Below are 14,421 nucleotides of genomic sequence, written 5' to 3'. Positions count from 1 at the left end.
CATCCCGTTACGGCTGCCGCAAGAATTGCTACATTGCTGCAGCGCGGCTATGCCAAAGGCGAGTATACAGGGGAAAAGTGCGTATGACGATCAAGCCGTTGCGAAAGGCCGTTTTTCCTGTGGGTGGCCTGGGAACCCGGTTCCTGCCTGCGACCAAGGCAATGCCCAAGGAAATGCTGCCGATCGTTGACCGTCCGCTGATTCAATATGCGGTGGACGAGGCGCTGGAAGCGGGGATCGAGCAGATGATCTTCGTCACCGGGCGCGGCAAGACGGCGATCGAAGACCATTTCGACATTGCCTATGAGCTCGAGAACACAATGATCGGGCGCGGCAAATCGCTCGAAATTCTCGATGCCACGCGGCTGAAGCCGGGCGCTGTCGCCTATGTCCGCCAGCAGGAGCCGATGGGTCTGGGCCATGCCGTTTGGTGCGCCCGCGACATCGTAGGTGACGAGCCGTTCGCAGTGCTGCTTGCCGACGACTTCATGGTGGGGCAGCCGGGCTGCCTGAAGCAGATGGTCGAGGCCTATAACAAGACCGGCGGCAACCTGATCTGCGCCGAGATCGTACCCGACGATCAGACACACCGCTACGGCATCATCACCCCGGGCGCACAGGATGGCGCCCTTACGGAAGTGAAGGGGCTGGTGGAAAAGCCCAAGCCCGGTACCGCGCCGTCGAACCTGTCGGTAATCGGCCGCTACATTCTGCAGCCGGAAGTGATGCGCGTGCTGGAAAGCCAGGAAACGGGCGCCGGCGGTGAAATCCAGCTGACCGATGCCATGGCGCGGATGATCGGCACCCAGCCGTTCCACGGCGTCACCTTCGCCGGCAAGCGCTATGATTGCGGCGACAAGGCCGGTTTCATCCAGGCGAATCTGGCGATTGCACTCGTGCGCCCGGACATCGCGCCTGCGGTGCGCGAATTCATGGCGACCGTGCAGCTCTGATCCGGTTGCCGCGCGCGGCGGCGAAACAAAATCACAGGTACGGGGGTTCGGTCTGGCATGAAGCCGATCGAACCCGTTTCGCCCGCCGCGCCGGCTGCCTCCCGCCATCTGCTGCTCGAATGTGCCCAGTTCGTCCGCGAATTGAGCCTTTTCGCGCGCAGCATGGTGGGTGCCCCCCGGTTGCTGCGTCCTGTGCGGCGGGGCCGCTGGCGGGGGCCGCGCGTGCTGGTGCTGCCGGGCTTGCTTGCCAATGATGCGTCGATGCGGCCCCTGCGACTGGCGTTGCGGTCGCGCGGCTATCAACCCTATCGCTGGTGCCTGGGGCGCAATCTGGGCGTCACGACCGATCTGCTCGACCGGCTCGATGCGCGCGTGCGGCGGTTGCAGCGCCACGACGGGCGGCCGCTGATCCTGATCGGCTGGAGCCTGGGCGGGCTGATCGCGCGCGAATATGCCAAGCGGGCGCCGCATCGCGTTGCAGCCGTGGTTACGATGGGCAGCCCCTTTTCGGGTGAGATCGGCAATATGCTGATTGCCCGGCTCTATCACTGGGTGGCAGGCCACCCGGTATCGGCAATTCCGATCCCTTGTGCGCTGGCAGAAAAGCCGCCGGTGCCTACGGCTGCAATCTGGTCACGCTGTGACGGCGTGATCCCGGCTGCGGCAGCGCGCGGCGCCAACGGCGAGGCTGATTTCGGGATCGAAGTGGCGTGCCCGCATCTGGGCTATCCCGCCGACACCGCCGTGCACGCTGCGGTGATCGCCGCGATCGCCCGGTGTCGCGCGGTCGCGGCACTGGGTTTGCGGCCGGAGAATCAGGCGCGGACGATATTCACGCCGGTCACGCCAGCGCGGCCACAGGCATTGCGGGTATCGACCACCAGCCGCGCCGAACGGGCCAGCGCGGCATAGTCGAACGCATCATGGTCAGTGGCGATCAGCACCGCGTCATAGCCTGCCAGTGCTGCCTCCTCCCACGCCACGCCATAGCGGTGATTGAGCGTGGGATGTTCGCGCGTGGCGTCGATCTGGGCGATATGCGGATCGAAGAAATCGGCCGCAGCGCCGCGTGCCTCGATCAATTCCATCAGGCGTAACGCCGGGCTCTCGCGCAGATCGTCGACATTCTTCTTGTACGCCACGCCCAGCACCAGAATGCGTGCCCCGCGCAGCCCGCGACCGAAACGCGCGTCGAGCGTATCGGCCAGCACCCGCACGACATGGCGGGGCATATCGGCATTGATCTGCCCCGCCAGCTCGATGAAGCGCGTATGCTGCTCGAATTCGCGGGCCTTCCAGGTCAGGTAAAAGGGGTCGATGGGAATGCAATGGCCGCCCAGACCCGGCCCCGGATAGAAGGGCATGAAGCCGAACGGTTTGGTTTTCGCCGCCTCGATCACTTCCCAGACATCGATGTCCATGGCGGTGAAGATCAGCTTCAGTTCGTTGACGAGCGCGATGTTGACGGCGCGGAACACGTTTTCGGTGATCTTCACCGCCTCGGCCGTAGCCGCCGAAGAAACCTGCACGGTTGCTGGCACGACGTGACGGTATAGCGCCAGCGCCAGCCCTGCCGACACCGGATCATCGGCGCCCACCACCTTCGGTATCCGGGTGGTGGACCATTCCGCGTTTCCCGGATCCTCGCGCTCGGGCGAATATGCCAGGAAGAAGTCCTTGCCGGCCACCAGTCCGCCGGATTCCAGGATCGGCTGCATCACTTCGCGGGTGGTGCCGGGATAGCTGGTCGATTCGAGGATCACCAGCTGGCCGCGCCGCAAGGTGCGGGCGATCGCTTCGGTTGTGGCCTCGACATATTGCAGATCGGGCTCGAGATGGCGCGTCACCGGCGTCGGCACGCAGATCAGCACGACATCCACCTCGCCCAGCCGCGAAAGGTCCGATGTCGCATCCAGCTTGGCCTTTTTGACCAGCGGCAGCGTGCGTTCGGCCGGCATATGCTTGATGTAGCTGGTGCCCTCCTTCAGTGCCTCGACCTTGGCCGGGTCCATATCGAAGCCCAGCACCTTGCAGTTCGCCTCGGCAAAGGCGACCGCGAGCGGCAGGCCGACATAGCCCATGCCGACCACGCCGACTTTCACGCGCCTGGTTTCGATCTTCGCCTGCAGCTTCATGCCATGGGCCGGCCATTCGATGCTCATCCGATCCCCCGCTCGCACCTCTGGTGTTGGGGAAGCCTATGAACGCAAAGGGGTTTCAGCTTTGATAATGGGCAAGATACCAGCGCACGAACTCGGCGACGCCCTGCTCCGGAGCGGTTGCGGGTGTATAGCCGGTCAGCCGGCGCAGCAGATCCGAGGACGCTTCGGTTGCAGGCACGTCGCCCGGCTGCATCGGTAGGAAATTCTTGATGGCGGTGCGCCCCAGCGCCCGTTCAGCGGCGGCGATATAATCCATCAGCTCCACGGGGCGCCCGGCGCCGATATTGACAATGCGGAAGGGCGCCACCGGCGACAGGCTGTCGCCTTCCACCGGCACGTCGCCCGGCACGGCATCGATCAGCCGGACGATCGATTCGGCCAGATCCTCGACATAGGTGAAGTCGCGGACCATCGCGCCATTATTGTACACGTCGATCGGCTCGCCCGCGAGAATCGCGTGGGTAAACTTGAACAGCGCCATGTCGGGCCGCCCCCAGGGCCCATAGACGGTGAAGAAGCGGAAGAACGTCATCGGCGTGCGGAACAGATGGGCATAGCTGTGGCCCATCAATTCGGTCGCACCCTTGGTTGCCGCGTAGAGGCTCATCGGCGTCGCGGTGCGCTGCGTCTCGCCGAACGGCATGTCGGTATTGGCGCCATAGACCGAACTGGTCGAAGCGGCGAGCAGGTGGCGCACCGGATGGTGCCGCGCCAGTTCCAGCAGGTTGAACGTGCCGACGACATTGGTGCCGATATAGCTGGCGGGATGATCGATGCTGTACCGCACCCCTGCCTGCGCGGCGAGGTGGATGACGATGTCGGGGCGGAATTCGGTCCAGACCGCCGCCAGCGCATCGCGATCCTCGATCGACACCCGCGCGACCCGGAAATGCGGATGATTGGCGAGCACGGCGTTGCGCGCTTCCTTCAGCCCCACGTCGTAATAATCGGAGAAGTTGTCGACCCCCTGCACCGTCGCCCCGGCCTGAAGCAGCCGGCTGGCGGTGTGGAAACCGATGAAGCCGGCCGAACCGGTGATGAGCACGCGCGGAGCAGTCATGCCGCGCCCCTTAGCCGAGTCGCGCGCCGCCGCAAGCGGGGCAGCCCGGATCCTTGGGCAGGCGCAGCGTCCGGAACCGCAGCGCCAGCGCATCGACCAGCAGCAGCTTGCCGGCGCTATCCTCGCCAAAGGGCGTGATGGCGCGAATCGTCTCGAGCGCGGCAAGGCTGCCGAGCACGCCGGTAATGGCGCCCAGCACGCCTTGCTCGGAACAGCTTACCCCTTCGCGTCCGGGGTCGTGGCCGACGAAGCAGCGATAACAGGGCTTGTCCGCTTCCCAGCCGCAGAACGTGGCAAGCTGGCCTTCAAATTCGGCGACTGCGGCGGACACGAGCGGCATGCGCAGGTGCAAGGCCGCGTCGGCGACCGCGAGGCGCGTGGCGAAATTGTCGGTGCCGTCCAGCACCACGTCGTGGCCCGCCAGAAGCGCTGCTGCATTGTCCGCCTGAATTCGGTCGGACACGGTGACGATTTCGACATGCGGGTTGATCGCGCGCAGCCGCGCGCCGGCAGCCTCTACCTTGGCCGTGCCGATTTCGTCGGTGCCGAAGAGAATCTGGCGCTGGAGGTTCGAGCGCTCGACACGGTCGTCGTCGACGATGGTGAGGCGACCCACGCCCGCTGCGGCGAGATACTGCAAGGCCGGCGCGCCGATACCGCCGGCCCCCACGACCAGCACCTTTGCCGCCTTCAATCGTGCCTGACCCGCGCCGCCGATCTCGCGCAGGATGATATGGCGGGCGTAACGATCCAGTTCCGCGTCGGACAGCGTCATTTCGGCCAGGTGAAGGTGATGGTCGTGCGATACCATTGGTCCGCGCTGGCCGTGCGCGGCAACAAATTGGCGCGGGCAAAGCCGGCGACCAGTGCCGAGGCATATTGCTCGACCGTCGCGCACTGGATCGCGCGGGGCACGGTGGTGCGGATATTGTCCTGCACATCGACCAGCACGGCGACGTCCACCGCGAGCGACTGGCCCGGGCCCACGGCGATCGGGCATTTGCGGCTGGTCGCTTCATTGGCGACAAAGGCCAGCATCTCCGGCGTGATGACCGGCGGCGCGCGATAGGGCAGCGGCGGCAGTGCGTTCCAGTCGATGGTCCAGGTCTGCGTCGCCTGCGGCCCATCCCCCGGCCCGCCAAGCATCATCGCCAAGGCCAGCGCGACGCTCATACGCCCGTCGATCCAAACCCTCCGGCACCGCGCCTGGTGGCGTCGAGCGCGTCGATCTCTTCCAGCGTGGCATGCTGGACCGGCGCAGGAACGAGCTGTGCGATCCTGTCTCCGCGCGCGATGGGGAAGGGCGCGTCGCCGAGATTGGCGAGGATCACTTTCACTTCACCGCGATAGTCGCTGTCGATTGTGCCCGGCGTGTTCAGGCAGGTGATGCCATGCTTCAGTGCAAGGCCCGAGCGCGGGCGCACCTGCACTTCATAGCCGGCGGGAATCGCCATGGCGAAGCCGGTGGCGACAGCATGGCGCTGGCCGGGCGCGAGCGTCAGCGCCTCGGCGGCAACCACGTCCATGCCGGCCGCGCCTTCGGTGGCATAGCGGGGCAGGGGCAGTCCCTCGCCATGGGGCAGGCGTTGCAGGGCGATGCGGATCGGCGGGAGCATGTCAGCCTTTCATCGGTAGCGCAGCGGCCAGCCTGACGGTGGCGGCGAGCACTTCGGGATCGTTGAGCAGGTCGTGGCCGCGACCGGGCACGATGCGGAAATCGGTGGCGATGCCGCGCAGCGCAAGTGCTTCGGCATAGGCGCGCGATAGCGATGCCGGCGTCACCTTGTCGTCGGCGCCGACCAGCACGGCCGCACGCAGGCGCGGCAGCAGGCCACCCGCCGTCTTCAGCGGATCTAGGCTGGCGACGGGCAAGTCCCATCCCTGGCGCGCCTGTTGCTTCTGCATCGCCGCCCGCCATTCGGGCAGCGCGCAGGGGCAGCCGGCGAGCACCATGCCGTCGACCAGATCAGGGCGGATGCCGGCCAGGTCCGCGGCCATTGCCGCGCCGCCGGATTCGCCGACCAGGATCACCCGTGCATGCGGGTAACGGCGCCGAAGCTTGGCGAGCGCGTCTGCCACCGCGCCCAATCGCTCGGACGTGTAGTTATCGCCCGTATCGGCCCCGCGTTCGCCGGGAGAGCGATTGCCGGCGGCGTCGGCATAGCCGGGGCGAAGCAGTGCGACCGCGACGCTGCCGGGCACGGCATGCGACACGCTCTCGGCGAAACGATAATGGTCGCTGCGCGCGGCCGGATCGCCGTCGCCGTTGAGCACGACTACCAGCGTGCGCAGGCCGCCGCGCGGCGCCGTGCCATAGGTGACGGCGTGCAGCGGCAGGGGCGCATGGGCGCTGGCAAGCGACGGCGCAGCGGCGCGGTCGGCAGCGCAGCCCGCAAGCAGGGCCAGCGCGGCGAGCAGGGCGGGCGATTTACAGCGCATCGGCAATCCGTTCGGCAAGGCGGCGGGCGACTTCCTCTTTCGGCAGCCGATCCCAGTGTTCGACGCCTTCTGCCGTGACGAGATGGATGGCGTTGGCTTCACCCCCCATCACATCGCCCGAAACATCGTTGGCGACAATCCAGTCGGCGTTCTTGCGAGTCCTTTTCGCGACGGCATGATCGACGACCTGTTCGGTTTCGGCGGCAAATCCCACCAGCAGAGACGGGCGGTTCGCGCTTCGGCCCAGCGTGGCGAGAATGTCGGGATTTTCGGCCAGCGCCAGTGTCGGCAACTGCTCGCCCTTCTTGATCTTCTGCGGCCGGGTTTCGACGTGCCAGTCGGCGACGGCGGCGACCATCACGGCGGCGTCGGCGGGAAGGGCGGCATCGACCGCCGCTGCCATTTCGCGTGCGGTTTCCACGTCGATGCGCGTCACGCCGGCGGGCGTGGGCAGCGTTACCGGTCCGGCCACCAGTGTCACGCGCGCGCCAAGCCGTGCCAGCGCGCCGGCAATGGCAAAGCCCTGTTTGCCCGACGAGCGATTGGCGATGTAGCGGACCGGGTCGATCGGCTCGTGCGTCGGGCCTGCGGTGACGAGGATGTGGCGGCCGGTGAGCCGCTGCGGCAGGGGCGCGAGCGCCTGCTCGATTGCGGCGAGGATCGCCTCCGGCTCTGGCAGGCGGCCGGGGCCATATTCCCCGCACGCCATCGCCCCTTCGTCGGGTTCCAGCACCGTAATGCCGTCGGCGCGAAGCTGCGCCACGTTGCGGCGCGTGGCGGGGTGCTGCCACATCCGCACGTTCATCGCCGGCGCGGCAAGCACCGGCTTGTCAGTGGCAAGCAGCAAGGTGGTGGCGAGGTCATTCGCCAGCCCGCCCGCCATGCGCGCCAGCAGGTCGGCCGTGGCGGGCGCAACCACCACCAGATCGGCCTCGCGGCTCAGCTGGATATGGCCCATCTCGGATTCGTTCTTCAGATCCCACAGCGTCGTGTGGACCTGGTTCTCGGACAGGGCTGCCAGCGTCATCGGCGTCACGAAATGCTCGCCGCCTTCGGTCAGCACGCAGGTGACGCCAATGCCAGCCTTGCGGCACAGCCGCACCAGCTCGCAGGCCTTGTAGGCGGCGATGCCGCCGCCGACGATGAGAAGGATGCGTTTCACTGCACCACCGTTGTAATCGTGATGCGCCGCCTGTCGAGCGCGCGGACCCACAGGTCGCGCAGCGCATCGGGCACGAACAGCAGCCCGACCAGCGACACCGGCGCCACCATCAGCACCCAGTAGAAATTATCGACCCGGGCGAACAGCGCGATTGCGGCGCCATAGCCGAGGAGCAGCGCGAGCATCCGCAACCCCAGGCCGTCGTTCCAGCTCGCCCAGCCGATCACCGCGAGACCGCCCAGCACGGATGCGGCCCAAAGCGGAAGCGCCTGCAGCGCGGTTGCGGATACCAGCGCGCGAATGAAAAAGCCGACGCCGTTCAAGCCGGTCCAGCCCGGCGAACTCGGGTCCAGCGGCCCGGTCACGGCGGCAACAGCCCAGGCGTGGCAGGCGAGCGCCACGGCGAACAGGGCGAGTGCCATCAACCACCCCAGCGCCTCACGTCGCGCGCCTTCGGCCCAGGCGAAGGCCGCCATGATTATCACGTACAGTGCGGCGGTCTCGCGGACCAGCATTGCAGCCAGCCCCAGCGCCACGGCAGTCGTCCAACGATCGGGCTGCCGCAGCGCCAGCGACAGCGCAACGAGCAACCCCGCCCACAACTCATGAAAACCGGCGAGACCCGGCTGGAAATAAGCGACCAGCGATGCCGCCAGCAGCAGCGCAAGCGCGATGCGCGGCAACAGGCGCGGTACGGCGGGGCCCAGTCGCATTGCCCAGGCAAGTGCCGTCGTCAGCGCCAGCAACATCAGCAGCGCGTCCACACCCCAGAGGGGAAGCGCCGCCTGCACCTCGGCCAACACCGGCATGCGCATCGTCAGGAACGGGCGCAGCGGATAGGCACCGGCACGCATCGTCTGCGCCGCTGCAGCATAATAGCCTTCGCCGCCCTTCACTGCCGACACGATCTGCCCATAGAGATCGAGATCGGTCATGCGCTGGGCGGCATTGCCAGCGCCGGCGGGTGCATCGCCGGTCGGCAGCGGCGCGGCCAGTGCAGTAAGGCAGGCGCCCAGCACCAGCAGGATCGCCAGCAGCACGAGCCGCGCACGGTTGCGCGACAGCAGCGCGAAGCGACTGGTCTGGCCGGTCCAGAACCCCGTTCGCGACGCACCCGCAGCCGGGCGCTGCGACCGGCGGGACAGGGAAGGGCTCAGGCGCATTACTGCCGTCTAGCGCGGACTCGGCGCCACGTCACGCAATGCCTCACAGCAGGAAAAAGGTCGCCGCAGCCCCGGCCAGTGCCGCCAGGATCGCGACCGCTCCGTACCGCCAGCCGCCGCCGACGCGCACCACCTGGATTTCGCGCAAGGGCGGCTCGGGTGGCGCGCCGCCGGGCGAGGGAAAACGGCGCTCGATATTGCGGACCAGCTCGGGCAGCCGGGCAAGCGTGCGCAGATCCTCGATCAGCCGGTCGGCGACCTTCGCTTCCGGCCCCAGTTCGGTGCGGAGCCATTCGCGTACGAACGGCGCAGACACGTCCCACAGGTTGATGTCGGGATCGAGCGTACGCGCGACGCCTTCCACCATCACCATGGTCTTTTGCAGCAGCAGCAGGTGCGGCTGCGTCATCATGTCGAAATCGCGAGTGATCGAGAAAAGGCCGTCGAGCATTCCGCCCATCGACATTTCCTTGACCGGCAGACCGCGCATCGGTTCGCCTACCGCGCGCAGCGCCGTCGCGAATTCCGCGACATTGTGATGCGGCGGCACATAGCCTGCCTCGAAATGGATTTCGGCGACACGCCGGTAATTGCCGGTGATCAGACCGTACAGAATCTCCGCCAGCCATACCCGCGCGCGCCGGTCGATCCGGCCCATGATGCCAAAATCGATCGCGGCGATGCGGCCGTCTGCCAGCGCGAACAGATTGCCCTGGTGCATGTCGGCATGGAAGAAGCCCTCGGCGATCGCCTGGCGCAGAAAGGCCTTGATCAGCTTCGACGCCAGCGCAGAGGTGTCGTGCCCGGCACGCAGCAGCGCCTCGCGGTCGCTCAGCTTGATGCCATCGATCCATTCGAGCGTCAGCACTTTGCCGGTGGTACGCTGCCAGTCGATTGCCGGCACCATGAAGTCCGGCTCTGCCGTCATCCCCTCGGTGAGTTCGGAGGCGGAGGCAGCTTCGCGGCGGAAGTCCAGTTCCCGCGCGGTCCAGCGCTTGAAGCTTTCGATGACGAGGCGAGGGCGCAAGCGCCGCGCCTCGCCGCCAAAGGCCTCGAGCTGCGCGGCGGCCCATTCATAGGTGTCGATCGCGCGGGCGAACTCGGTCTCGATTCCGGGGCGGAGCACTTTCACCGCGACGCGGCGGCCATCGGTGGTAATTGCACGGTGGACCTGCGCGATCGAAGCCGCGCCGATCGGCGTTTCCTCGATCTCGGCGAACATCGCGGGCAGCGGACGGCCATGGCTCGACTCGATCCGCTGACGGATGACATCGAAGGGCACGGGCGGCAGCGCATCCTGCAGGCGGAGCAGATCGTTCGCCGCTTCCTCGCCGACCAGATCGGGGCGGGTGGCGAGCGTTTGCCCCAGCTTGATCGCAGCCGGGCCGATCGCCTGAAACGCATCGGCATAGGCCGGTACGGCCGGCACCCGCGCGCCGAACCGGGCAATGCGGGCCAGGCGCCGCACCGGACGCGGGGTGTTGGCATCCTGCTCGATACCGCGCAGGGCGCCGTGGCGAGCGAGGATGCGGCCCCATTTCAGCAGGCGCCAGAGATGGATGGCAGGTGCAGTCATGCGGCTTCACTCCCCTCCCGTAAGCGGGAGGGAGACGAAAGTGGCGCCGGCGGCGATCCCCCTCCCCATGCCGGGGAGGATCGAACGGGAACCCCCATCAAATCTTCCAGCCGCTATGGATCGCGACAAGCCCGCCGAGCAGCGGCTCGACGTGCGTCCGCACAAAACCTGCTTCGGCGATCATCCGCTCGAAGCTGGGCATGTCGGGGAAGCGGCGGATCGATTCGATCAGATAGCGATAGCTGTCCTCGTCGCGGGCGAAGAGCTTGCCCAGCTTGGGCACCAGATGGTGCGAATAGGCGTCATACACTTCGCCGAAGCCAGGCCACTGGGTGGTCGAGAATTCGAGCACGAAGAACCGCCCGCCGCGCTTCAGCACGCGGTGCGCCTCACGCAGCGCCTTGGGGATGTCGGTCACGTTGCGGATGCCGAACGCGATCGTATAGGCATCGAAAAAGCGATCGGGGAATTGCAGTTCCTCGGCATTGGCCTGGGTCCAGACCAGCCCGTCGATCCCGCGCTCGGCCGCGCGCTCCACGCCCACCGCGAGCATTTCGGCATTGATGTCGGCCACGGTGATCGCCGCGCCGGACTTCGCCATGCGAAAGGCGATGTCGCCGGTGCCGCCTGCCATATCGAGGATATGTTCATCGGCGCGCGGCTTCACGCGGCGGACGAAGCGGTCCTTCCACAGCCGGTGCATCCCGCCCGACATGGCGTCGTTCATCAGATCATATTTGCTGGCGACGTTCGAGAACACCTCGCCGACGCGGCGGGTCTTTTCCTCGGGGGCGACATCTTCGTAACCGAAGGAGACGGTATCGGGCATGGGGGTGCCTTAGCGGGGTGCGCCGGGCAAACCAAGGGGCCTGAGGGGGAAGGATCAAAGGGTGACAATCCGCCCTCCAATGCCTAGCTCTACCGGCAAATGCCCGAGCTTCCCGAAGTCGAAACTACCGTTCGCGGCCTGGCCCCTGTGCTGGAAGGCCAGCGAATCGAGCGTGTGCTGCTCAACCGCAGCGATCTGCGCCGGCCTTTCTCGGCCGATCTGGGGCAGCGCCTGACCGGCGCCACGGTCACCGGCCTGTCACGCCGCGCCAAATATGGCCTGATCGCCACCGATCGCGACGATACGCTCATCTTTCATCTCGGCATGTCGGGCCGCTGGCGGATCGATCCGGCGGAGCTGGGCAAGCACGATCACGTCATCATCGAGACGGCGCGCCACCGGCTGGCGCTCAACGATCCCCGGCGATTCGGCTCGATGGATCTGGTGCCCAGCGCCGCGCTTGCCGACTGGCCGCCTTTCAAGGCGCTGGGGCCGGAGCCGCTGGGGCCTGACTTCACGGCCGCGCATCTGGCGGCGGCCTTTGAAGGACGGATAGCGCCGGTAAAGGCGCTGCTGCTCGACCAGCGAATCGTCGCGGGGCTCGGCAATATCTATGTGTGCGAGGCGCTGTTCCTCTCCGGCATCGCCCCCACGCGCGCTGCGGGTACGATCACGCGCGCATGGCTGGAAAAGCTCGTCGCGGCGATTCGCGAGGTGCTGGAGGCCGCGATTCGCGCCGGCGGATCGACGCTGCGCGACTATGCCCGGCCCGATGGTGAACTCGGCTATTTCGCCAAGGAATGGCGGGTCTATGGTCGGGAAGGGGAGGCGTGCGGCTGCGGCCGCCCCGTGCAGCGCCGGGTGGATGGCGGGCGATCGACCTTCTGGTGTCCGAAATGCCAGCGCTGATGGTTGACCCGAATCGCACAAGCCGTTAAGGGGCGCGTCTTTCCGGCGTGGGCTCGCTTCCGCGCCTCACCCAATTTCGAGCAGGAACAAGACCGAATGGCGAATACGCCGCAAGCGAAGAAGCGCATCCGTCGCAACGAACGCCGTGCAGAAATCAATGGCGCGCGCGTCGGCCGCATCCGCACTTTCGTGAAGAAGGTCGAATCGGCGCTGGCATCGGGCGACAAGGCTGCTGCAACCGCGGCGCTGGCGGCAGTGCAGCCGGAACTGGCCCGCGGCGTGGCCAAGGGCGTGCTGCACAAGAACACGGCGGCCCGGAAGTTCTCGCGCCTCAACAAGCGTCTTCAAGCGCTCGCATAAACGTAACAAATCCGTAATTTTAGCCCCGTCGGAGCCCTCCGGCGGGGCTTTTTGCCGTGGATCAAACGCTTTCTGGTGCCAAATCGGCGTTGCGCCAGCGAATCGCGGAATTCCACGAGTCGTGGCGATCTATAGTGATGAACTAGTCGTAAAACGCTGATGTTATTTGATAAAATTTGGCAACCCACGGAAAATCTAGGGGTTAGCTCTGTCAACTAAACTATTTCAGATTCTTTACGTGCTCCCCCCTTGATCGACTCAGTTCTGGCTACCTAAAACAACGGTCCCGGCACGACGTGTTCGGGAAAGTTTGCGAGCCCTGCGCCCACATGGGGGCATGACCAGTGGTGCGGGGCCTCATTTCGGATTGGCTTATGACGCGGGAACCCCGTTTCCCGTGGAGGAGGGTTGCGTCACCGTGAATCAGGTTCAGGCCCTGGATCGTGATGATAGGGAAGCGGTGGCGAAGGCTTGGGCGCATGTGCGTGCCAACCTGCGCCGTTCCGCCGGCCAGCGGCTGTTCGACCAGTGGCTGAAACCTGTCGTCCTGATCGACGGCAGCGATTCGCTGACCGTGCGGCTGGGCCTGCCTTCGCCGTTCCTTACCCAGTGGGTGAAGAATCACTATGCCGACCGGCTGCTGCTCGAGTTCCGCTCGACGCTGCCCAGCGTGCGCGCGGTTCTGGTAGAGACCATTGCCGACGAATCGGCGCGCGTGCTCAAGGCCGAGCCGGCGCCGGAGCCGCGCGTGGAACAGACCAGTGCCGCCGAGCGGCCGCTGTTCGACCCGCGCTTCACCTTTGAGCGATTTGTGGTGGATTCTACCAACCGCGTCGCCTTCAACGCCGCGCGTGCCGTGGCGCAGCCGGGCGTGCCGCAGTTCAGCCCGCTCTACCTCCATGCTGGCACGGGGCAGGGCAAGACGCACCTGATGCACGCGCTGGGCCATGCGTTCCTCGATGCGAATCCGGGCGCGACGGCGATCTATTCGACCGGCGAGCGCTTCATGTTCGAATTCGTCCAGGCGCTGCGCAACAAGGACACGCATGCGTTCAAGGCGCGGCTGCGCTCGGTCGATCTGCTGATGATCGACGATCTGCAGTTCATCGGCGGCAAGGACGCGACCCAGGAAGAATTCTTCCACACGGTCAACGAGTTCATGGGCGCCGGCAAACGGCTGGTGATCGCCGCCGACCGCGCACCGCAAGCGCTGGAAGGCTTTGAGCCGCGGCTGGCAGGGCGCCTCGGCGCCGGGCTCGTCGCCGACATCAAGCCGGCCGAACTCGACCTGCGCCGCGCGATCGTCGCGCGCAAGCTGAAGGACATGCCGGCAGTCGACATGCCGGCCGAAGTGGTCGAAATGCTGGCCGCGCGTATCACCACCAATGTCCGCGAGCTGGAAGGGGCGCTCAACCGGCTGCTGGCTTATGCCAATCTGTCGAACGAGACGATCACGCTCGATTTCGCTAACAATGTGCTGGGCGAAGTGCTGCGCACCAGCCAGCGCCGCATCACGATCGACGAGATCCAGCGTGCGGTATCGGCGCATTTCGAAGTGAAGCAGCTCGATTTGATCTCCGCCCGCCGTGCGGTGGCGATCGCCCGCCCGCGCCAGATCGCGATGTACCTCGCCAAGCGGCTGACGACGCGCTCGCTGCCAGAGATTGGCCGCAAGTTCGGCAATCGCGATCATTCGACCGTCATTCACGCGGTCAAGCGGATCGAGGATCTGCGGGTGAAGGATGTCGAGATTGACGGTGCCGTGCGCGCGCTGATGCGCACGCTCGAGGGGTAAGCCCTTATAATTC

At 66.3% G+C, this 14,421-nt stretch carries 15 protein-coding genes; 5 read left to right on the top strand and 10 right to left on the bottom strand.

The annotated features are described in order from the left end of the window. Positions 1–83 precede the first annotated feature (83 nt). Together galU and ACT53M_RS15005 are read left to right on the top strand one after the other, a co-directional pair. Positions 84–953, top strand: coding sequence for a UTP--glucose-1-phosphate uridylyltransferase GalU (gene galU, locus ACT53M_RS15010; RefSeq protein ID WP_476234342.1), 870 nt, complete (start codon positions 84–86; stop codon positions 951–953). A gap of 57 nt (positions 954–1,010) precedes the next feature. Further along, entirely contained in the window at positions 1,011–1,865 is an 855-nt protein-coding gene (locus ACT53M_RS15005) for an esterase/lipase family protein (RefSeq protein ID WP_476234341.1), read from the top strand. Here ACT53M_RS15005 and ACT53M_RS15000 read toward each other — a convergent pair. From ACT53M_RS15000 to ACT53M_RS14955, 10 genes are all read right to left on the bottom strand, one after another. Continuing rightward, a complete protein-coding gene (locus tag ACT53M_RS15000; RefSeq protein ID WP_476234339.1) occupies positions 1,769–3,115 on the bottom strand; it encodes a nucleotide sugar dehydrogenase in 1,347 nt (448 codons plus the stop codon). The two genes, ACT53M_RS15005 and ACT53M_RS15000, sit on opposite strands and share 97 nt — an antisense overlap. 55 nt (positions 3,116–3,170) lie before the next feature. Further along, the gene (locus ACT53M_RS14995) at positions 3,171–4,175 is read right to left on the bottom strand and encodes an NAD-dependent epimerase/dehydratase family protein (RefSeq protein ID WP_476234337.1); all 1,005 of its coding nucleotides are present in this window, start codon (positions 4,173–4,175) and stop codon (positions 3,171–3,173) included. A 10-nt stretch (positions 4,176–4,185) separates the two neighbouring features. Further along, positions 4,186–4,950 (bottom strand): HesA/MoeB/ThiF family protein, encoded by a 765-nt coding sequence (locus ACT53M_RS14990; RefSeq protein ID WP_476234336.1) that lies wholly within the window; start codon positions 4,948–4,950, stop codon positions 4,186–4,188. Then, the gene (locus ACT53M_RS14985; protein WP_476234335.1) at positions 4,947–5,348 is read right to left on the bottom strand and encodes a hypothetical protein; all 402 of its coding nucleotides are present in this window, start codon (positions 5,346–5,348) and stop codon (positions 4,947–4,949) included. The genes ACT53M_RS14990 and ACT53M_RS14985 overlap by 4 nt, the downstream gene beginning before the upstream one ends. Continuing rightward, a complete protein-coding gene (dut, locus tag ACT53M_RS14980) occupies positions 5,345–5,791 on the bottom strand; it encodes a dUTP diphosphatase (RefSeq protein ID WP_476234333.1) in 447 nt (148 codons plus the stop codon). The genes ACT53M_RS14985 and dut overlap by 4 nt, the downstream gene beginning before the upstream one ends. Before the next feature lies 1 nt (position 5,792). After that, positions 5,793–6,614 carry an alpha/beta hydrolase gene (locus tag ACT53M_RS14975; protein ID WP_476234331.1) on the bottom strand — a complete coding sequence of 274 codons (822 nt, stop codon included), beginning with the start codon at positions 6,612–6,614 and terminating at the stop codon, positions 5,793–5,795. Continuing rightward, complete coding sequence (gene coaBC, locus ACT53M_RS14970) at positions 6,604–7,776, bottom strand: bifunctional phosphopantothenoylcysteine decarboxylase/phosphopantothenate--cysteine ligase CoaBC (RefSeq protein ID WP_476234329.1); 1,173 nt, start codon at positions 7,774–7,776, stop codon at positions 6,604–6,606. Before coaBC ends, ACT53M_RS14975 begins: the two co-directional genes overlap by 11 nt. Beyond that, entirely contained in the window at positions 7,773–8,939 is a 1,167-nt protein-coding gene (locus ACT53M_RS14965; protein ID WP_476234328.1) for a hypothetical protein, read from the bottom strand. Before ACT53M_RS14965 ends, coaBC begins: the two co-directional genes overlap by 4 nt. A gap of 43 nt (positions 8,940–8,982) precedes the next feature. Next, on the bottom strand, positions 8,983–10,515 hold the full coding sequence (ubiB, locus tag ACT53M_RS14960) for a 2-polyprenylphenol 6-hydroxylase (RefSeq protein WP_476234327.1): 1,533 nt from the start codon (positions 10,513–10,515) through the stop codon (positions 8,983–8,985). 97 nt (positions 10,516–10,612) lie between these two features. Beyond that, positions 10,613–11,344: a class I SAM-dependent methyltransferase gene (locus ACT53M_RS14955; protein ID WP_476234325.1), complete on the bottom strand. Its 732-nt coding sequence runs from the start codon at positions 11,342–11,344 to the stop codon at positions 10,613–10,615. Positions 11,345–11,443: 99 nt separating this feature from the next. On the opposite strand from ACT53M_RS14955, the gene mutM reads away from it, so the two are divergent. The 3 genes from mutM (at position 11,444) to dnaA (ending at position 14,408) form a co-directional block, all read left to right on the top strand. Further along, positions 11,444–12,253, top strand: a complete 810-nt coding sequence (gene mutM / locus ACT53M_RS14950; protein WP_476234323.1) for a bifunctional DNA-formamidopyrimidine glycosylase/DNA-(apurinic or apyrimidinic site) lyase — start codon at positions 11,444–11,446, stop codon at positions 12,251–12,253. Between the two features lie 96 nt (positions 12,254–12,349). Further along, positions 12,350–12,613 carry a 30S ribosomal protein S20 gene (gene rpsT / locus ACT53M_RS14945; RefSeq protein ID WP_476229945.1) on the top strand — a complete coding sequence of 88 codons (264 nt, stop codon included), beginning with the start codon at positions 12,350–12,352 and terminating at the stop codon, positions 12,611–12,613. A gap of 460 nt (positions 12,614–13,073) precedes the next feature. Beyond that, complete coding sequence (gene dnaA / locus ACT53M_RS14940; RefSeq protein ID WP_476234322.1) at positions 13,074–14,408, top strand: chromosomal replication initiator protein DnaA; 1,335 nt, start codon at positions 13,074–13,076, stop codon at positions 14,406–14,408. The last annotated feature ends 13 nt before the right edge of the window (positions 14,409–14,421 follow it).

The sequence above is a fragment of the Sphingomonas sp. DMC6 genome (assembly GCF_056314225.1).
The sequence above is the reverse complement of the archived record's forward strand: the minus strand, read 5'-3'. Positions and strand labels throughout refer to the sequence as shown.